Source organism: Micromonospora sp. NPDC005291, assembly GCF_040607415.1.
Classification (GTDB): Bacteria; Actinomycetota; Actinomycetes; order Mycobacteriales; family Micromonosporaceae; genus Micromonospora.
Genome location: NZ_JBEXGR010000005.1, coordinates 62,145 through 80,454, shown reverse-complemented (window position 1 = coordinate 80,454; position 18,310 = coordinate 62,145). Strand labels below are relative to the sequence as shown.

General features: G+C 69.3%; 17 protein-coding genes. 8 read left to right on the top strand and 9 right to left on the bottom strand.

What is annotated here, in order from left to right:
* Positions 1–38: 38 nt before the first annotated feature.
* From mmsB to ABZT18_RS09080, 3 genes are all read right to left on the bottom strand, one after another.
* Positions 39–1,337 (bottom strand): multiple monosaccharide ABC transporter permease, encoded by a 1,299-nt coding sequence (gene mmsB / locus ABZT18_RS09090; RefSeq protein ID WP_354994012.1) that lies wholly within the window; start codon positions 1,335–1,337, stop codon positions 39–41.
* Positions 1,334–2,881: a multiple monosaccharide ABC transporter ATP-binding protein gene (gene mmsA, locus ABZT18_RS09085; protein ID WP_354994013.1), complete on the bottom strand. Its 1,548-nt coding sequence runs from the start codon at positions 2,879–2,881 to the stop codon at positions 1,334–1,336. Before mmsA ends, mmsB begins: the two co-directional genes overlap by 4 nt.
* Positions 2,882–3,408: 527 nt before the next feature.
* The gene (locus ABZT18_RS09080; protein ID WP_354994014.1) at positions 3,409–4,587 is read right to left on the bottom strand and encodes a glutathione-independent formaldehyde dehydrogenase; all 1,179 of its coding nucleotides are present in this window, start codon (positions 4,585–4,587) and stop codon (positions 3,409–3,411) included.
* Between the two features lie 138 nt (positions 4,588–4,725).
* On the opposite strand from ABZT18_RS09080, the gene ABZT18_RS09075 reads away from it, so the two are divergent.
* Together ABZT18_RS09075 and ABZT18_RS09070 are read left to right on the top strand one after the other, a co-directional pair.
* On the top strand, positions 4,726–5,310 hold the full coding sequence (locus tag ABZT18_RS09075; RefSeq protein WP_354994015.1) for a TetR/AcrR family transcriptional regulator: 585 nt from the start codon (positions 4,726–4,728) through the stop codon (positions 5,308–5,310).
* Entirely contained in the window at positions 5,307–6,137 is an 831-nt protein-coding gene (locus tag ABZT18_RS09070) for an alpha/beta hydrolase (protein WP_354994016.1), read from the top strand. The genes ABZT18_RS09075 and ABZT18_RS09070 overlap by 4 nt, the downstream gene beginning before the upstream one ends.
* A gap of 241 nt (positions 6,138–6,378) precedes the next feature.
* On the opposite strand, the gene ABZT18_RS09065 is transcribed toward ABZT18_RS09070, so the two are convergent.
* Positions 6,379–6,777 carry a hypothetical protein gene (locus ABZT18_RS09065; protein ID WP_354994017.1) on the bottom strand — a complete coding sequence of 133 codons (399 nt, stop codon included), beginning with the start codon at positions 6,775–6,777 and terminating at the stop codon, positions 6,379–6,381.
* A 392-nt stretch (positions 6,778–7,169) separates the two neighbouring features.
* Here ABZT18_RS09065 and ABZT18_RS09060 point away from each other — a divergent pair, with 392 nt between their 5' ends.
* Positions 7,170–8,429: a family 16 glycosylhydrolase gene (locus ABZT18_RS09060; RefSeq protein ID WP_354994018.1), complete on the top strand. Its 1,260-nt coding sequence runs from the start codon at positions 7,170–7,172 to the stop codon at positions 8,427–8,429.
* Between the two features lie 58 nt (positions 8,430–8,487).
* On the opposite strand, the gene ABZT18_RS09055 is transcribed toward ABZT18_RS09060, so the two are convergent.
* Complete coding sequence (locus ABZT18_RS09055) at positions 8,488–9,786, bottom strand: DUF1479 domain-containing protein (protein ID WP_354994019.1); 1,299 nt, start codon at positions 9,784–9,786, stop codon at positions 8,488–8,490.
* Positions 9,787–9,875: 89 nt separating this feature from the next.
* Here ABZT18_RS09055 and ABZT18_RS09050 point away from each other — a divergent pair, with 89 nt between their 5' ends.
* Positions 9,876–10,994, top strand: a complete 1,119-nt coding sequence (locus ABZT18_RS09050; protein WP_355250881.1) for an ROK family transcriptional regulator — start codon at positions 9,876–9,878, stop codon at positions 10,992–10,994.
* A gap of 113 nt (positions 10,995–11,107) precedes the next feature.
* Entirely contained in the window at positions 11,108–12,130 is a 1,023-nt protein-coding gene (locus tag ABZT18_RS09045; RefSeq protein ID WP_354994021.1) for a DUF4331 family protein, read from the top strand.
* A gap of 61 nt (positions 12,131–12,191) precedes the next feature.
* Here ABZT18_RS09045 and ABZT18_RS09040 read toward each other — a convergent pair whose 3' ends face one another.
* Both ABZT18_RS09040 and ABZT18_RS09035 read right to left on the bottom strand, forming a co-directional pair.
* Positions 12,192–12,422, bottom strand: coding sequence for a DUF2188 domain-containing protein (locus tag ABZT18_RS09040; protein ID WP_354994022.1), 231 nt, complete (start codon positions 12,420–12,422; stop codon positions 12,192–12,194).
* 103 nt (positions 12,423–12,525) lie between these two features.
* Positions 12,526–13,182 carry a M23 family metallopeptidase gene (locus tag ABZT18_RS09035; protein ID WP_354994023.1) on the bottom strand — a complete coding sequence of 219 codons (657 nt, stop codon included), beginning with the start codon at positions 13,180–13,182 and terminating at the stop codon, positions 12,526–12,528.
* Between the two features lie 176 nt (positions 13,183–13,358).
* On the opposite strand from ABZT18_RS09035, the gene ABZT18_RS09030 reads away from it, so the two are divergent.
* Positions 13,359–14,024: a hypothetical protein gene (locus tag ABZT18_RS09030; RefSeq protein ID WP_355250878.1), complete on the top strand. Its 666-nt coding sequence runs from the start codon at positions 13,359–13,361 to the stop codon at positions 14,022–14,024.
* 52 nt (positions 14,025–14,076) lie between these two features.
* Positions 14,077–14,658, top strand: a complete 582-nt coding sequence (locus tag ABZT18_RS09025; RefSeq protein ID WP_355250875.1) for a TetR family transcriptional regulator C-terminal domain-containing protein — start codon at positions 14,077–14,079, stop codon at positions 14,656–14,658.
* Between the two features lie 27 nt (positions 14,659–14,685).
* Here ABZT18_RS09025 and ABZT18_RS09020 read toward each other — a convergent pair whose 3' ends face one another.
* Positions 14,686–16,062 (bottom strand): N-acetylmuramoyl-L-alanine amidase, encoded by a 1,377-nt coding sequence (locus ABZT18_RS09020; RefSeq protein WP_355250872.1) that lies wholly within the window; start codon positions 16,060–16,062, stop codon positions 14,686–14,688.
* A gap of 64 nt (positions 16,063–16,126) precedes the next feature.
* The gene (locus ABZT18_RS09015; protein ID WP_354994027.1) at positions 16,127–17,293 is read right to left on the bottom strand and encodes a peptidoglycan DD-metalloendopeptidase family protein; all 1,167 of its coding nucleotides are present in this window, start codon (positions 17,291–17,293) and stop codon (positions 16,127–16,129) included.
* Between the two features lie 296 nt (positions 17,294–17,589).
* On the opposite strand from ABZT18_RS09015, the gene ABZT18_RS09010 reads away from it, so the two are divergent.
* Complete coding sequence (locus ABZT18_RS09010) at positions 17,590–18,237, top strand: ATP-binding cassette domain-containing protein (protein ID WP_355250869.1); 648 nt, start codon at positions 17,590–17,592, stop codon at positions 18,235–18,237.
* Positions 18,238–18,310: the final 73 nt, after the last annotated feature.

Below are 18,310 nucleotides of genomic sequence, written 5' to 3'. Positions count from 1 at the left end.
TTTCTGAAGGTGGAGAAGGGTGGAGAGGTCGGTGGCCGTCAGCCGGACACCGCTGCCTTGGCGGGCTCGCGCTCCGCGTCCGGCGGTGAGCCGGGTGGGGCGGAGTCCTCGCGACGGAACGGTCGCATCAGACTCCCGATGACGGAGAAGCGCCCCTGGCTCTTGTTGTAGACGTCGATCGCAACGGCCAGCAGCAGGACCAGGCCCTTGATGATCTGGACGCGGTCGGTGCCGACGCCCATCAGTTGCAGGCCGTTGTTGAGCACGGCCATGACGAGACCACCGACGATCGAGCCGCTGATGGTGCCGATACCGCCGGAGACGGCCGCGCCACCGATGAAGACCGCGGCGATGGCGTCCAGCTCCCAGCCGTTGCCGTCCTGCGGTCCGGAGGCCGCCGAACGGGCCACGAAGATCATGCCGGCCAGCGCGGCCAGGACGGACATGTTCATCATGACGAAGAAGTTGACCCGCTTGAGCTTCACGCCGGACAGCTCGGCCGCCCGGGAGTTGCCGCCCACCGCGTAGATGTGCCGGCCACCGGCCGTGTTGCGGGTGTAGAAGGAGTACGCGATCACGAGGACCAGCAGGATGATGCCGGAGATCGGGAAGCTGGTGCCGACGCGACCGCTGGCAAAGCGCAGCGATGCGAAGGCGATCGCCCCGACCATGATGGCCATCCGCAGGATCGAGATCCACATGGGCGCCGGGTCGGCATCCATCGCCCGACGGGTCTTGCGGGCCTGGATCTCGCGCCACACCACCGCCACCGCCGCGACCAGACCGAGCAGCAGCGTGGCGTTGTTGTAGCCGGTGTTCGGACCGAACTCGGGCAGGAAGCCCGAGCCGATCTCCCGGAAGCCCTCCGGCACCGGGATCGTGTTGGCGTTACCGATGTACTGGTTGCCACCACGGAACAGCAGCATGCCGGCCAGGGTGACGATGAACGCCGGCACCCCGATGTACGCCACCCAGAAGCCCTGCCAGGCACCGATGAGGGCACCGATCCCGAGGCCGAACAGGATGGCGACGGGCCAGGGCAGCGACCAGTCGGCCATCGACTTGGCCACCAGGATGCCCGCGAAGGCGGCGACGGAGCCGACCGAGAGGTCGATGTGCCCGGCCACGATCACCATGAGCATGCCGATAGCCAGAATCAGAATGTACGAATTCTGCTGGAACAGCGCGATCAGGTTGTCCGACCGAAGGGTGAGGCCATCGGTCAGGATCTGGAACAGGACGACGATCGCCACCAGGGTGAAGATCATCCCGAACTGGCGAGCGTTGGAGGTGGTGCCTCCGAACAGGTTCTTCTGAAGGTCCTTCAATCGGCTCATCGTGTCAGCATCTTCTTCGTCGAGGTCATCTGCTTCATGAGGTTTTCCGGGGTGGCGTCCGCCCGGGCGATCTCGCCCGTGATGGAGCCTTCGAACACGGTGTAGATGCGGTCGCAGAGCCCGATCAGCTCAGGCAGCTCCGAGGAGATGACGACGACGCCCTTCCCCTGGTCGGCGAGCCGCTGGATGATGCCGTAGATCTCGTACTTGGCACCCACGTCGATGCCGCGCGTCGGCTCGTCGAGGATCAGCAGGTCCGGGTCCGTGAACATCCACTTCGCCAGGACGACCTTCTGCTGGTTGCCGCCGGAGAGCTTCGAGACGCTCTCATCGACCGTCGGGGCCTTGGTCCGCAACTCCTTGCGGTACGCCTCAGCCGCCTGGTACTCCTCGACCTCGCTCAGGACGCCGCGGTGCGAGATCTTGGACAGCTTGGCGGCCACCGTCGACGACTTGATGTCGTCGAGCAGGTTGAGGCCGATCGCCTTGCGGTCCTCGCTGACGTACGCGAGCCCGTTGTCGATCGCGTCCGCGACCGACTTCAGGACGATCTCCTTGCCGTCCTTGATGATCGTGCCCGACTCGAACACCCCGTAGGAGCGGCCGAAGACACTCATCGCCAGCTCCGTGCGGCCCGCGCCCATCAGGCCGGCGAAGCCGACGATCTCGCCGCGGCGCACCACGAAGCTCTCGTTCTTGCAGACCTGCCGGTCGGCGGAGATCGGGTGCCGGACGTTCCAGTCGCGGACCTCGAAGAAGACTTCGCCGATCTTCGGAGTGTGGTCCGGGAACCGGCTGCTCAGCTCGCGGCCGACCATGCCCCGCACGATCCGGTCCTCGTCGACCCCGTCCGCCTTGACGTCCAGGGTCTCCACGGTCCGGCCGTCACGCAGGATCGTGATCTGGTCGGCGATCGCCTCGATCTCGTTCAGCTTGTGCGAGATCATGATCGAGGTGATGCCGCGAGAGCGGAAACCACGCAGCAGGTCCAGCAGGTGCCGGGAGTCGGCCTCGTTCAGAGCTGCGGTCGGCTCGTCCAGGATGAGCAGCTTCACGTCCTTGGCGAACGCCTTGGCGATCTCCACGAGCTGCTGCTTGCCGACCCCGATGTCCTTGATCAGAGTGTCCGGGTCCTCCTGCAGACCGACCCGGGCCATCAGGTCCAGCGCCATCCGGTTCGCGGCCTTCCAGTCGATCGCGCCCCGCTTGCGCGGTTCGTTGCCGAGGAAGATGTTCTCGGCGATCGACATGCCCGGAATGAGTGCGAGCTCCTGGTGGATGATCACGATTCCGGCGTTCTCGCTTGCCCGGATGTCGGAGAACTTGCTCTCCGACCCCTGGTAGACGATCTTGCCTTCGTAGGTGCCGTGCGGGTAGACCCCGCTGAGGACCTTCATCAGCGTGGACTTGCCCGCGCCGTTCTCGCCGCAGATGGCATGGATCTCGCCGGCGCGAACCACCAGGTTGACGTCGGAGAGGGCCTTGACTCCGGGAAACTCCTTGGTGATGGAGCGCATCTCAAGGAGGATGGGCACGTCGCTCATCGCTCGTACCACCTCGCCAACGTCATCGTTGCCTCCGGAAGGTTTGACCTTCACTCGGTTTTGTTGTTGACGGCAACGTATTGCGGCCGGAGGGCCATCCGCAAGGCGAGGGCCTGTTGAAAATGTAACAATTCGGCAATATAGAAGTAGCACTGTCTTCGCCAGTCACACCCGCCCCCCAGCCCCTCCCGGCACCCTCGCGTGCCGGTGGCAACGTTGTCAAATGGCAGCGACGCCCGCGGTTGAGTTTGACCATCCTCGACAGGCCCCCACCAGGGGTGATCCGCAGTGACCGGACGAACAATGACGTACCTGCGTGTCCGCCCCATCGAAAGATCTTGATCGGGCTGCGACGCCGACGCCCCCTCCGGGACGCTACGACGACCCTCGACCCACTGTGTGACCCACGCCTCCATCGAAGACCCGGATCGACGACGGTCGTCTCGACCCGTCCGGCACCAGGAGAGGGATCCGCGCCTTAACAACCATTAAGGCCGATTCGGGGCCGTCGGCCGCGGTCCGCGCGGTCAGCTCGGGCGCAGCACCGCCTTGATCACCCCGTCCTCCCGGCGGTCGAAGCGGCGGTACAGCTCCGGCGCGTCGGCCAGGGTGCCGTGGTGGGTCACGACAACGCTGGGCCGGGCACGACCGGCGACGACCAGGTCCCGCAGCAGGACGGTGTAGCGGCGGTCGTGGGTACGGCCGAAACGGACAGCCACGCCCTTGCTGAACAGCGTCCCCCACGGCGCGACCAGATCCTCGCGGGCACTCGCTCCGGGACGCGGTTGCAGGTCCTTCTCCGGATAGACGCCGGCGACCGCGATCGCCCCGGCGGGGTTGACCAGCCGGGCCGCGTCGGAGACGACCTGGTCCGGGCGCTCCTGGTCGGGGTGCTCCCGGTCGCGGGCCTGGAACCCGACCGCGTCGATGACCTTGTCGACTCCACCCAGCTTCTCCTCGCCGAGCGGCAACCCGGTCCGGGCCCGGTCGGCGCGGATCTGCTCGACCGGGTCACCACGGCGGAAGTCGATCGGCACGGCACCGATCTCGCCGGCCTTGTCGAGCCGGGCGTCGACGCCGTCGACGCAGTACACGACCCGGGCACCTCGGAGCAGCGCCGAGTAGGTGCCGAGCAGGCCGATGGTGCCGGCACCGAACACGGCCACCGTGTCACCGGGCCCGACCTCGGCAAGGGTGGCGGCGGCGTGCCACCCCGTGACGAACGCGTCGGCGAGCAGCACGAAGTCGTCCTCGTACGCGTCCCCCGGCTCACCGGGCAGGGGCACGCAGTTGGCGTCGGCCCACGGCACCCGCAGCAGGTCGGCCTGGGCACCCCGGTATGGACCCATCCCGGCGTAGCCGTACGCCGCACCCGGCCCCTCGGCGCGGGCCCGGAGACAGGCCGCCGAGAGCCCTCGGGCGCACATCACGCACGTCCCGCAGAACAGGTGCGTGGGGATTACCACCCGGGTGCCCGGCCGGACGGTCTGCACCGCGCTGCCCACCTCCTGCACCACACCCAGCGGTTCGTGGCCGAGCACCAGCCCGGGGTCGGCACCGGTCCGTCCGTCGTACATGTGCAGGTCGGTACCGCACAGGGCGGTGGAGGTGATCCGCACGAGCGCGTCGGTCTCCGCCTCCAGCGTCGCGTCGGGCACCTCCCGGACCGCGACGGTCCGAACGTCCGCATAGACGACGGCTCTCATCCCGGTTCTCCTGTTCGACGACGGAACAGCCGGTCTTCCCCCGACTGGGCCGTTCATGCCCCTGGTGCGGCGGAGCAGGCTCGCGGCGGTGCTATCTTAGGGCCCCTAAGTTATTTGCTAGCTGACCAAAGGTTCGGTATGCCACGGCAGGGTCTGACAAGCGCGCGCGTCTCGACGGCCGCAGCTGAGTTGGCGGACTCGGTCGGTCTGTCGCGGCTGACCGTAGCGGCCGTCGCCCGGCACTTCGGGGTTTCGGACGCCGCCCTGTACGTGCACGTCCGCAGTCGCGACGCGCTGATCGAGCAGGTCGCGGTCCGGGCGGCGGCCGCGTTCGCCGACGAACTCGCGATCGCCGTGGCTGGTCGAGCAGGCCAGCAGGCCCTCGTCGGGTTCGCCGACGCCTGGCGCGCGTTCGTCGTCACGCACCCGGGGCAGTACGCCGCGACGCAGCTCCAGTTACCGCCCGAGGTCGGTACGAGTTCGGTGGGGCACCTGCGCCTGATCGAGCTGAGCTACGCGATGCTGCGCGGGTACGGGCTCGACGAGCCGGCTCTGACCGACGCGGTGCGATTCGTCCGCAGCACCTTTCACGGCTTCGCCAGTCTGGAAGCGGTCGACGGTTTCGGGCATCCCCGCGCTGTCGACGCGTCCTGGCAATCGATCCTCGACGCCGTGCACACCACGCTGAGCAACTGGCCAACCGGAACTCGGGAGCAGAAGTGAACAGCCACGATCAGTACGTCGAGTCGGCCGACGGAACCCGCCTGGTGGTCCGGAGCCTGGGTGCCGGCGACCCCGTCGTCCTTGTGCACGGATCGGGCGGTGGGCTGCACTCATGGGCCGCCGTCGCGGAGCACCTCGCCCACGACCACGAGGTGTGGATGCCGGCCCGGCGCGGATACGGCCCCAGCGACGTCCCGCCCGGCACCAAGTCATTCAAGGACGACACCGCCGACCTGATCGCCGTCATCGAGGCGGCACGCCAGCCCTCGGGCAAGCCGGTCCACCTCGTCGGAGCGTCCTACGGAGCGACCCTGGCGTTGCACACCACCTCGGCGGATCCGCGCGACATACGCTCGCTGGCCATCTTCGAGCCACCGCTCTTCGCGGCCGGAGCGGAGATGGCACCCCTGCTCGGCCGGTACCGTTCCGCCTTCGAGCGCGACGACGCCAAGGCGATGGCAGCGGCGTTGAACGACGTGACACGGGTTCCGGCGGAGGTTGTCGCCGCACTCGCCGCCGCGGCCGGCGACCGGAGGCCCGACCCGGTCGAGGCGAGGCGTTCGGCGATCGGCTGGCTGCACGATCTCGAAGCACTCGCCGAGGACAGCACGGACATCACCCGGTGGTCCTCGATCACCGTGCCGACCCTTCTGCTGGCAGGTGCCGACACGTGGGAGCCGATGCCCACGACGATGAACGCCCTCGCGACGACGATTCGGCCGGCGCGCCACATCGTCTGGCCGGGCCAGTCGCACTTCGTGACCATGACGGCACCCACCCTGGTCGCCGACGCTCTACGGCAGTTCTTCGCCGAGATCGCGGCGTAGCCGAACTCGCCGAGGGGCCGCCAGTCGGCTCGCCGGTGCGGAGCCGCCGCTCAGCCGCTCAGCCGCTCAAGATCGCGCTACTTCCAGGATGTAGTGCGCTCCCCCCAGCCTCGACACCACTACATCCAGGATCGAGCACGATCTTGCACCCGTCACGATGGCGAATGGGCGAGGATGTGGCCGCTCAGATCTCGAAAGAGGAACCGTCGAACGGCCGCGGCCATTTTGCGGGCTCCGCCGGCTAGCTGACCTGGACCACCGGCGCCGGGCGGTGCTTGATCTCCTCCATGAACGGGAATCGGGCCGTCAGCTCGGCGATCGTCAGCCCGGCCCGCCAGGCCGAGGCCACCTGAGCGACCTGAACGAGGTCCATGACGTCGCCCCGCGCGAGGACCTCCCCCGCGACCCGAAGGTCGATCATGAAGTATCGGGCCTGTGATCCCAGCCCGATGCAGACCACGCCCTGGTCGGAGTGCAGCTCGGCGCAGGTGAACCGGGTCCGCCCCTGCTCGGGGGCAGTCACCCGGCCGAGGTCGAGCCCGTGGCGGGTAGCGGTTTCGATGAGCGCGGGGGCCAGACCACCCCGCTCGACCAGGTCCGGGTAGAGGCGCACACCCAGCGCCGTCGACGCGTCGCTCATGACTGACTCCCACTTCCTTGTGACAGAGACCAGCAGCGCGCAGGTTACGGGGAGGTTTCCTGCGCGCCTCGTCATCCTGTCCCGCGTGGACGTCCCACGGCAATAGGAAGGGTCGACTCGACCGCTATCGAGTACCACTCGACCGCGCGTCGACGACCCTTCCGGTGGGCCGTCGCCGTCCATCTCGGAGGCATGGATCGACGTCGTGCCATGGTCCTGCCTCGCCGCTCGGCGAGCCGACGCTTACTGGTCAGCATCAGGCGGTAACGGACGGTCGTCGCATTGGAAACACTCTTGACAGAAAGACATGATATCGACATGCTTCAGTCTAGAGAGCGCTCTCTGCCTCTCGGTCACACCGCCTCCGCCACCCCCTCGCTGAGGAGCCTTCCGTGTTCACAGCCCGCCCCCGTCTTCGCTTTCGCCCCGTCGTACTCGCGGCGGTCGCCCTCGTCGCGACCGCCGCGGCGCTCGTTGTCCCGGCACAATCCGACCGGGCCGAGGCCGCCATCGGCCCGATCAGCTGGCAGGACGAGTTCAACTCCCCGGCCGGCACGCCCGTCGACCAGAACAAATGGCGGTTCGACATCGGCGGCAGCGGCTGGGGCAACAACGAACGGCAGTACTACACGAACAGCACCAGCAACGCCGTCCACGACGGCCAGGGCAACCTGGTCATCACCGCCCGCCGGGACAACCCCGCCAACTACCAGTGCCACTACGGGCGCTGCGAGTACACGTCGGCGCGGCTGCTGAGCGCGGCCACCTTCACCCAGACGTACGGCCGGTTCGAGGCCCGCATCAAGATTCCGCGCGGCCAGGGCATCTGGCCGGCGTTCTGGATGCTCGGCACCGGCGGCGGGTGGCCCGACGCCGGCGAGATCGACATCATGGAGAACGTCGGCAAGGAGCCCAACACCGTCTACGGCACCGTGCACGGGCCCGGGTACTCCGGCGGCGGAGGCATCACCGGCAGTCGCACTCTCGGGGCGCCGCTCGCCGACGCCTTCCACACCTACCGGGTGGACTGGGAGCCGAACGTCATCACCTGGTACGTGGACGGGGTGCAGTACCACCGGGTCGACCCCGCCCGTCTCGGCGGCAACCGCTGGGTGTTCGACCACCCCTTCTTCATGATTCTCAACGTGGCGGTCGGCGGTAACTGGCCCGGCTACCCGGACGGCTCCACGCAGTTCCCGCAGCAGATGCTCGTCGACTACGTCCGGGTGTCGAGCTACACCTCCGGCGGTGGTGGCGACCCCGCTCCCGGCACCAGCCGGATCCGCGGGACGCAGAGCGGTCGCTGCATCGACATCCCCAGCGCCAACCCGGTCGACGGCGCCAAGCTGCAGATCTGGGACTGCAACACCACCGCCGCGCAGGCCTGGACCTTCGCCTCGGACGGGACCGTCCGCGCGATGGGCAAGTGCATGGACCCCGCCTGGGCCGGCACCGCGAACGGCACGGAGGTCAACCTCGTCACCTGCAACGGCAATCCGGCCCAGCGCTTCACCCTCAACGGGGCCGGCGACCTGGTCAACCTCAACGCCAACAAGTGCGTGGACGTCCGGGAAGCCAACCCCAACAACGGCGGCAAGCTGCACCTCTGGGACTGCCTTGGCGCCGCCAACCAGAAGTGGTCCCGCATCTGACGACACCGACACGAGCGGGCCGCCCGACGACATGGCCGGGCGGCCCCCGTGCCGACGATCAGTCGAGGCCCAGACCGCGCCGCCCCGTGGAGTTCAGGCCGTCGGGCTGGAAGCGGTCGGGCCAGTCGCGCTCGTAGTGCTCGGCCGGGAAGTCGGTCGGGCTGGACCCGTCCTGGAAGGCCTCGCGGACGGCGACCGAGTACCGCTCGTTTCGCGGGCACCACGGGGCCGCGGGGATGTACATGACGTTGCCCCAACCCTGCTGGTCCCGCACCGGCGCCACGCTGTGGATCATGTCGCAGTGCCACCACACGGAGTCGCCCGCCCGCACGTCGGGAATGCCGGCGAGGGCGTCCATGAGCAGCGGGTGCCACGTCTCGCTGACGGGGAAGACCTGGTTGACCGTGACGCCGCACATGTCGTCCGCGGGCACGTCGGCCAGCAACGGCCGGAGCAGCAGGTAGGCCATCGCCTCCGGGATCGGGACGGTGTGCAGCACCCCCTGGTCGTGGTCCATGTCTGACAGGGCGGTCCAGCCCTGGAACGTGCGAAAGGCCGAGCACATGGTGGTGCCGGGATACTGCGGTCCGGCGGTGCGGTGGGCGGCGTCCCAGGGGTCGTACTGCTCGACCGTTCCGTCGAAGAGGTGCCGGAAGGCGGTCTGGTACGCCTCGGTCATCCACAGGTCGAGGGTCCCCGGGTCGAGGTGGGCACCCAGGCCGTTGGAGTCGGCGCCCGGCGGCCGGCGGCGGATCCGGTCCGGGTAGAGCGAGTCACGATCGGGGTCGAACCAGCGGACGCCCTCGGACTCGTGCTTCCACTGACTGTTGAGGAACGCCTGCACCCGGGCCATCCGGTCGCTCTGACGGGCCTGCATCTGGGCGGCGGACCAGTAGATCGGGTAGATCTCGGGCTTGGAACCCACGCTGCCGAAGAAGTCGTCGCCGGGACCGCGGTAGGCCTCGAAGAACTCGTTGGAGTCCACGTAGTCGACGATGTCGCGGTCCCAGTCGAGGGCCTGTTGGCGGTCGAAGTGGCCGCGCACGACGAGGCAACCCCGCTGGCGCAGCTTCGTCACCGCCTCCGCCGGCACGGTGCCGGCCGCGATGTCCGCGTACTCGATGACGGGCCAGATCGTCTCGCCACGGTCCCGCGCGTCGGCGATCTCCTCGGCCCTGGCCCGGACCCGCTGCTCGACGACCGCGAAGACCTCCTCGACCGTACGGCCGGAGGCCTCGATCCGGGCCCGCAGCGCGGCCTTGATCTCGCGGATCGCGGCGGTGAGGTCGGCGGGGGTCGACTCCCAGTGCGGCAGGGTCGGGAGCGGGGCCGCAGCCAGTACGGGGTGGGCGTCCATGGCGCGACTCCTTCTAGTAAGGGCTCCTACTTGGAAGACTGTAGGGGGACGGCACCCTTCTAGGCAAGGCTCCTGCCTAGAATCGTGACGTGACCACCGTCAAGCCCTCACTGGAGCTGCTCCGCTCGCTGACCGACGAGCACGTGCTGCGCGAGTTGATGCGGGAACGGCGGCTGACCCGGGCCGATCTGGCGGCCCGCAGTGGCCTGTCCAAGCCCACGGTGGGCGAGAGTGTGCGCCGATTGACCGAAGCCCACCTGGTCGTGGACACCGGGGAACGGACTCCCGGCGGGCGGGGCCGTGGTCGCGTCGGCTCGTACTACGCCCTCGCCGACAGCGTCGGCACCGCCCTGGCCATCAGCATCGCCCCGGACGGGGTGGTGGTGGAGCGGGTCGACGCCCACGGCGACATCGTTGGACGGACCCGGCACGACATCAGCAGGCCGGCCCCGGCCGAGCAGGTGACGGTTGCGCTGCACACTGCCGCAACGCAGGCACAGGAGGGCGTCGAAGGAATCATCCGGTTGGCGGTCGTCAGCGCCGCCGACCCGGTGGAACGCGCCACCGGCAGGCTGATTCGGCTGCCCGACGCCCCGTTCCTGCTCGGCGAACTCGACCCGGTCGAGGTGCTGACGCCACACGTCGCCGGCCCAGTCATCGTCGACAACGACGTCAACTGGGCGGCGCAGGCCGAACGAGACATCGATCCGGCGGGCCTGAGCGACTTCGCCTACGTCTTCCTCGGTGAGGGACTGGGGTGCTCGGTCGTCAGCGACGGCGCGGTACGCCGGGGCCACACCGGGGTCGCTGGCGAGATCGCGCACCTGGTGACCACCGGCCCGCACGACCGGGCAACCCGGTTCATCGACGTGTTCGACGACCTCGACCTTCGCCACGCTGGCACGACGGCCATCGACGTGGAGCGCGTCCGCCTTCTCCCGGCGGCCGGCAGGGCTGCGCTGGGGCGCGCTGTCAGCGGCGTGCTCGCCGCCATCGTCGCGCTCACCGATCCGCGGCTGGTGATGATCGGCGGCTCCTGGGGCGGCCACCCGACGATCCTCGACGCCATCATCACGGCCTTCACCCGGATGCCCCGCCACGTCGAGGTACGCCCGGCACGGCTGGCGGAGGAGCCGTCGCTGACCGGCGCCCGCGCGGAAGCCCTCGACCGTCTCCGCGCGGCCATCATCGCCCAGCGAAGGCTCTGACCCGCCGGCATCGGCGCGTACGGGGCCGCTTCCGCCGTTGCCGCGAGGAAGCCACAACACGGGCGTTATGTTCGGATTATTCCCGAAAGTCCGACCCCGCCAGGAGTGAACCCATGTCGCACCACCTTGACACCCCTCTCGCCGCCAAGAGCGGCCAGCTCTTCATCGACGACCTGTTCGTCTTCGGCGGCGACCGCTCCACGGTGTTCGTCATGGACGTCAACAGCTCGGTGACGAAGGCTGACATCAAGCGGGGCTTCCACGCCGAGGCGCGGTACGAGTTCAAGATTCACTTCAACGGCGGGGAGAACGAGGAACTGACCTACCGATTCGCCTTCGGTGAGCCGGACGGGGACAGTCGGCAGACCTTCCAGCTGTACGAGCTCACCAGCGCGGATGCCCGCGACGACGCCGCCATGGGCACGCCCATCGTCCAGGGCCGGACCGGAGAGGTGTCGACCGGCGGCAACGCCCGGGTCTGGGCCGGGCGGATCACCGACCCGTTCTTCGTCGACCTCGACGGGCTCGCGACCATCAACGGCGCGGTCCAGAACGGCGCGAAGGTGGACCACTCGACCTGGCGAGCCGACAAGGCCACGAACACCTTCGCCGGCACGACCGTCGAGTCGATCGTCCTGGAGGTCTCCCACGACGAGCCGCTGCTGCGCGACGGCACCGAGATCGGTGTCTGGTGTCGCACCATGCTGGCCACCGACGCCGGCGGGTGGCGGCAGATCAACCGCGCCGGTCACCCGATGATGTGGCCGATCTTCTGGCCCACCGACACCGATTTCTCCAACCCGGCCAACGTCCGGCACCCCAGCGACGATCTCAAGGAGGACGGCGAGGGGATCGCATCGTCGGTCGCGGGGGTCGTCGCCGCGAACGGCACCGCGCCAGACCCGCAGGCGTACGGCTGGAGCGTGGCGCGGCAGCTCTATCCCGACGTGCTGACCTACAAGGTCGGGACGGCGGCCAACTACGGCTTCGCCGCCCGCAACGGCCGCACGATGGCCGACAACGCGCCCGAGGTGATGTTCGCCCTGGTGCTGAACACCGCCATGACCTCCGGCCTCACGGCGGACGTGACCAGGAGCGCTCGCGCCGACACGTTCCCTTACGTGGTTCCGGCCTGACAAAAGCGGACTGACCCCGTCGGCCACGCCGAAGGGGTCAGTCCACAGGGGCTGGAAGCTGTCAGCCCTCGATGTCCCGGGGGTCACGGCTGCGGGGGTACGTGTTCTTCTCACCGATCGTGCCGTCCTGCTTCTTGATCACGTGCTCCACGCCACGGTCGGCCGCCATCTCGCGGCCCTGCGCCTGCGCGTCGGCCTTGGAGTCGTGCGTGCTGCTGGCCCGCTCGTTGCCCTCCGGGCGGTTCTTCCACTGCCCGTCCTCGTGGTAAGTGTCAACGTCACCCTTGACCATCGCCGGCTCCTTTCCGCGTCTGAACTGTCCACCGGTTCAGTGCCCCGAGCCGTGCCGGGGAAAACCCCGCCGTCCCCAGGAGACGGCCCGACGCCGTTGACGTTCAGACCGGACCGCAGTTGTTGCTCACCCGCCGGAGCGTCTGTTCGCGTTCGTCGGTGGTGATGCCCGACGCCGTACCGTCGAAATAGGTCTCGACCTTGTCCCAGCCTCGGCGCTGCTCGTAGTGCAGGTGCGGCGCGCCGGAGTTGCCGGTGCTGCCGAGTCGCCCGATCTGGTCACCCTGCGCGACCTCCTGACCGACCTTCACCAGTGGCGGTTCGAGCATGTGCAGGTACTGCGTCTCCCACTTGCCGCCGTGGTCGATCTTCACCCAGTAACCGCCGCCGCGACCGCGCGGACCTTCCGGGTTCTCCGGGGTACGCCCACCCAGTGACCCGTTGATGCCCGCCACGGTGACGGTTCCGTCGTAGGACGCGAGCACCGGTCGCCCCCACGCCTCGCCCTCGATCGGAAACAGGTCGACGTCGTAGTCGTCGTGGCCGGGATAGGTGCTGAGCTGCCAGGTCTCCCCGCAGGTGACAGGCATCTGGAAGAGCGGGCGTGGGCCCACCGGCCGCAGCAGCGGCACGACGACCAGGGCCACGCCGACGACGACCGCCAACGCGACGAGTGCGACGAGCAGGCCGATGGTTCGGCTCCGCGGGCGGCGATGGGTGCGGGCTCTGGTGGGGCGGCCGGTCGTCACCGGCCCGAGCATGGCAGACGCCGGCAAGGCGTCCGTTGCGGGTCGCGGTCCGCCGTTCACCCCCGACCGATGGCATTGCAGTCGCATTGCCAAAAGGGGTACGGTGGGTTGCATTGCAACCGCATTGCGTAGGGGTGGGCTCGCGGATGATCGCGCCGTCCTCCCGATCACCACCCGGAGGACGAGGAATGATCGACACGAACCCCCCAGCCCGGGCCACGATCGGCCCGCTGCTACGCCGGGCCGCCGCAGCCGAGGGCGCGATGTGGCGCAGCCTGTACGTCTGGGCGCGGCGCAGGCCGCTGCCGCTGACTCCGGGCGACGACCCGTTCGGCTACCTCGACGTGGTCAAGCCGATCCTCGGCATCTTCATCGCCCTGTCGGCGATCGAGATTCCCATCTTCGACCTCATCGTCAGCAACGTGGTGCCGTGGCGACCAGCTCGCTGGATTGTGCTCGTACTCGGCGTCTGGGGCCTGCTCTGGATGCTCGGCCTCCTCGCGAGCATGAAGATCCACCCACACGTCGTGGGCGACACGGGCCTGCGGGTGCGGCTGAGTTCGGGCATCGACCTGTGGATCCCGTGGACGGACGTCGAGGCGCTGCACAAGCGCTACCGCTCGCTGCCCTCCAGCAAATCCGTGCAGATTGAGCTGGAGGGAGACCGCCGGGTGCTGCACATCTCGGTCGGCAGTCAGACCAGCGTCGACGTCCGGTTACGCCGGCCGATGACCTTCGACCTGCCCGGGGGCCGGACCGAGCCCGTCGACGAGGTGCGACTGTATGCCGACGACCCGGCCGGCCTGCTGCGCAGTGCTCGCGGCACCCCCGCGACCGGAGCGGTCAGCCGATAGGTGCCCACGCAGGCGGAGTCTCCGGACCACCCACTGTGAAACGATCGAGGTCATGCCCAAGAAGGTCGATCACCAGGAGCGACGTACCCTCATCGCGGACGCGTTGATGCGGGTCGCCGCGGACCAGGGCCTGGAGGCCGTCAGCCTCCGCCACGTCGCTGCCGAGGCCGGCGTGTCCGCCGGGATGGTCCAGCACTACTTCCGGACCAAGGACGAGATGATGGCGTTCGCGTTGGCAGTGGTCCGCGAGCGCGGCCAGATCCGGGTCACCGAGGCCCTGACGCGCCTGGGTGAGAGCCCCTCCCCCCGGCTGCTGCTGCGCACGATGATCGCGGCGCTGTTACCGCTCGACGAACGGACCCGTGACGACGGACGGGTGGCACTGGCGTTCCTCGCCTACACGGCGGTGCGTCCGGCCGCCGCGCCCGGCCTGCGTGAGGACACCAGGCAGCTCACCGAGTTCATCGCCAGCGTCCTGCCCGACGGGCATGGAGACGCCGCCGCTGCCGGCCTGCTGGCGCTGATGGAAGGGCTGGGCCTCTATCTGCTGGGCGGGCAGTACACCGCCGAGCAGGCGCTGGGCGCGCTGGATGCCCAGCTGGACCTGCTCTTTGGCTCGCCGACAGGTGCCTGAGCGACCGCGGTCAGGTGCCGAACCGCGTCAGCAGCGCGGCACGTTCGGGATGTATCCGTCGTAGCCGGTCAGCAGGTAGGCGTCGGACACGTAGCGATTCGTGCCGATCCGGTCCCAGACGGACGTGGTGCCGTACGGGCCGGTGACCGTGCTCCCGACGGCCTGGCAGTAGATGGCGACGGTGGCACCGTCGGCGACCGAGCCGACGACCGGAAAGCTGGCACCGGGGCCGGAGCGCACGTTCAGGGTGCTCGCGCTGGTGCTCACCGTGCCGGAGCCGATGCCGGTGATCCCGTTGACCAGTTGCAGGTAGTAGGTCCAGTTCCAGTTCGGGCCCGGGTCGGTGTGGCTGGCACTGGGCACCTCGGCGTGCCCGATGATGTGCGCCCGATCCTTCGGTATGCCGTACTTCGTGGCGAGGCTACGGGTGAGCACCGCGGAGGCGCGGTACATCGCATCGGTGAACCAGGCGGGATTGTCGACGTACCCCTCGTGCTCGATGCCGATCGACCCGGTGTTGTAGGTCCAGTTGCCGGCGTGCCAGGCGATGTCCTTCTCCCGCACCGACTGGGTGACGGCCCCGTCGGAGGAACGGAAGGTGTAGTGCGCGCTGGCCTGGGCGGCCGGGTTCTGGAACCAGCTGACAGCGCTGGCGTACGAGCCCTGCGTCATGTGGATGACGATGCGGGTGACCGGGTGGCTGCCCGGTCGACTGGCCACGGTGTAGTTGCTCGTGCTGGCCGGCGCCCACGCGGCCGGCCCGTAGTCGGTGCTGAGGGTGCCGATCCCGCCGAGCACGGCGGCCCGCTCCAGGCCACCCCGCCGGGGCGCGACGGGCCGCCCGACCACCGTCTCGCCGCGCGCCGAGGTGAACCCGGCGCGCAGCAGGTCGTAGACGGTGTCCGCGTAGAGCCGCGCGACCGACGGCTCGGTGGAGCCGCCGTACCGGGCGACCGGTCCGTACCAACCGTTCACGTCGTCGCGGGCCACGTCGGTGAGGCCGGCCTGATCGGCGTACGAGCGCAGCACGGCGGCCGCCCCGAGGACGTTCGCGGCGGGTTCGTCCCGTAGCGCGCCCGGGGTGAGCCGGGTGAGCGTTTCCGCCTCCTCCAGGGTGTGCACCTGCGTGTTGCGCGCCAGGTGCATGAGCCCGTACCCGCCGGCCGCGCTCGGCACGCCGCGGTGCATGTCCAGCCGCGACTCGGCATATCCGAGTGCCACCAGCAGGTCGCGCGGAACGTCGTATCGGGCGGCGGCGGTGTCGAACGCGGTCGCCAGCGGGCGGGACGACGCTGACGTCCCGCTGGGATCGGCCGCGGCCGGTGACGCGACCGTGACGACTCCGGCGAGGGCGGTGGTCAGGGCGAGCAGGAGCCGGGCTCGGTGGAAGCTTCGAACGGACATGAGCACTCCTTGCGGTGACTGAGGTTGGCGGCCCGTGAGCCGCCAACCTCGGTGGTCGAACTCGTCAGCACCAGCCGTTGATCGGGCCGTTCACACCCGTCGACAGGTAGGCGTCGGACACCCAACTGCCGTCGCTCAGCCGGTTCCAGAGCGCCGTGGTGCCGTACCGCCCGGTGTGGGCGGTGCCGTTGGCGGAGCAGGAGATGGTGACGGTGGCGCCGTCGGCCACCGAGCCGAGCGAGCCGTAGCCGGTCCCCGGCCCGGCACGTCGGGTGAGCACCCCACCGCCGTTCGCGTCGACCACCCCCTGGTTGAAGCCGAGCGCGCCGTAGTTGTAGAGGCCGCCGCCGACACCGGCATAGGCCGACCCGTGCCGTGCCCCGCCCTGGTAGGCGGCGCCGCCGTTGGCCAGCACCCACTTGCCGATGTCGTGGCCGGCGATCGGCACGTACGCGCTGTTCTGCCGCAGCCCGAAGTGGACGTGCCGGCCGTAGGCTGCGCCGCCACAGGTGACGTCGGTGCCGGTGTTGCCCAGGACAGCGCCCTGCCCGACGCCCGCGCCGTTGACGGAGATGCTGTTCCACAGGTGGTAGTAGTCGGTCGAGTAGCCCCGGTCGTGGATGACTCGGATCCACCCCTGACACATCGTGTACGCCGTTCCGGCCCGGGTCGCACGGACCACCTGGTCACCGCCGGCCAGGTCGACCGAGCTGTACGGCGACTCGGTTCCGCCCCAGCCGTGCGGGCCACTGGTGAGCGTCCACGTCTGGCCCACACCGAACGGCAGGGCCATTCCGGTCCGGTAGTCGCCGCCCGCGTACATCGGGGCCGGCGTGGTGGTGAGCACGCTTTTCTCCTGACCCGTCATGAGGGGCGACTCGGCGGCCAGTTCACCGAAGGCGGCCTCGCCGTCGAAGGCGATCCGCCACCCGGCGGGCTCGGACCGGGCGATGAAGATCGACCCGGTCGGGTGGGCGTCCTCCTGGCGGGGCGCGAGCGCGACGGCGGTGCCGAACGCCCACCGGCCGCTGGTGCGGCTGACGGTGATCCGAGTGTCCGGTCGCGCGTCGGCCGTGGACAGCTCGGCGGAACCGAGCAGCTTGGCGGTCACCGCGGCGGTGAGCGCGGGGGTGACGGCCGCGGCGGCGGCGCTGGGGGCCGCCCCGATCAGGCTCGTGACCATCAACAGGGCCGCGGCTGCGCCGCCGACCAGTCGTCGACCGTGTCTCATCGTGGCCTCGCTCTCGGATGTGGTTTCGGGCCGCCGGTTTCCGCCCCGGGAGTCCCCTTCCGGATGACAACCGAGAGACAACCGTCGATATTGACGCTGATTGTCATGTAGCAAATCGTCGAAGTCAACGAACATATCGAAGGTTTTCTACATCCTGGATTCCTTGCCCGCGCTGGCCGCCGTCGGGCTGCGCACCGCCCTGCTCGCCGTGCCCGGCAGGCCCGTGGACGAGGATTGCGCGATCCCGTCGGGCGTGGCACTGTGCGGAACGCCGATACCGGAGGGGGCGGGCGCAGATGTTGACTCTTCAAAGGGTGTCGGTCGGCTACGGCGACGCGCCAGCCGTCCTGCGGAACGTGTCGGTGACGGTCCGTCCGGGTCGGGTGCTGGCGTTGACCGGTTCGTCGGGTGCCGGTAAGACCACCCTGCTCAACGCGATGGCCGGGCTGCTGGGCCCGCGAGACGGCACAGTGACAGTCGACGGGAAGGCGCTACGCGACCGTGATCACGCGGTGGAGCACCGCATCGTCCTCGTCCCGCAGGACAACGGTCTGGCCCCGATCCTGACCGCGGCCGAGAACCTGCAGGTGGCACTGGTCGCCGGCGGCGTCGCAGCACCGGAGGCCCGCCAGCAGACCGCCGCGATGTTGGATCGGTTGGGTCTCTCCGGCCAGGCTGACCAGTTGGTCGAGGAGCTGTCCGGCGGCCAGCAGCAGCGTACGGCCATCGCTCGCGGTCTGGCGCTGCGCGGCGGCGTGCTGCTGGCCGACGAGGTGACCAGCGAACTGGACGCGGGCAATCGGCAGCGGGTTCTGGATCTGCTGCACGACGAGGCACGCCGGGGTGCGGCCGTCGTGTTCGCCACCCACGACCCGGAGGTGGCCGCCGCCTGCGAAGCGGAGCTGCACCTTGTCGAGGGTCGGGCGGAGATCGTCCGCGGTTGATGGGCGTGCCATAACCGGCAGGTCTCAAGGCACCCGCAGGGGGCAACACGCGGAGGGCCTCGCCGATACCATC

Coding starts and splice junctions, on each gene's coding strand:
- ABZT18_RS09020 (WP_355250872.1), bottom strand. CDS start 16,062: ATGTCCGTTCGAAGCTTCCACCGAGCCCGGCTCCTGCTCGCCCTGACC.
- ABZT18_RS09010 (WP_355250869.1), top strand. CDS start 17,590: ATGTTGACTCTTCAAAGGGTGTCGGTCGGCTACGGCGACGCGCCAGCC.
- mmsA (WP_354994013.1), bottom strand. CDS start 2,881: ATGAGCGACGTGCCCATCCTCCTTGAGATGCGCTCCATCACCAAGGAG.
- ABZT18_RS09030 (WP_355250878.1), top strand. CDS start 13,359: ATGATCGACACGAACCCCCCAGCCCGGGCCACGATCGGCCCGCTGCTA.
- ABZT18_RS09075 (WP_354994015.1), top strand. CDS start 4,726: ATGCCACGGCAGGGTCTGACAAGCGCGCGCGTCTCGACGGCCGCAGCT.
- ABZT18_RS09025 (WP_355250875.1), top strand. CDS start 14,077: ATGCCCAAGAAGGTCGATCACCAGGAGCGACGTACCCTCATCGCGGAC.
- ABZT18_RS09065 (WP_354994017.1), bottom strand. CDS start 6,777: ATGAGCGACGCGTCGACGGCGCTGGGTGTGCGCCTCTACCCGGACCTG.
- mmsB (WP_354994012.1), bottom strand. CDS start 1,337: ATGAGCCGATTGAAGGACCTTCAGAAGAACCTGTTCGGAGGCACCACC.
- ABZT18_RS09055 (WP_354994019.1), bottom strand. CDS start 9,786: ATGGACGCCCACCCCGTACTGGCTGCGGCCCCGCTCCCGACCCTGCCG.
- ABZT18_RS09080 (WP_354994014.1), bottom strand. CDS start 4,587: ATGAGAGCCGTCGTCTATGCGGACGTTCGGACCGTCGCGGTCCGGGAG.
- ABZT18_RS09035 (WP_354994023.1), bottom strand. CDS start 13,182: ATGCTCGGGCCGGTGACGACCGGCCGCCCCACCAGAGCCCGCACCCAT.
- ABZT18_RS09040 (WP_354994022.1), bottom strand. CDS start 12,422: ATGGTCAAGGGTGACGTTGACACTTACCACGAGGACGGGCAGTGGAAG.
- ABZT18_RS09015 (WP_354994027.1), bottom strand. CDS start 17,293: ATGAGACACGGTCGACGACTGGTCGGCGGCGCAGCCGCGGCCCTGTTG.
- ABZT18_RS09045 (WP_354994021.1), top strand. CDS start 11,108: ATGTCGCACCACCTTGACACCCCTCTCGCCGCCAAGAGCGGCCAGCTC.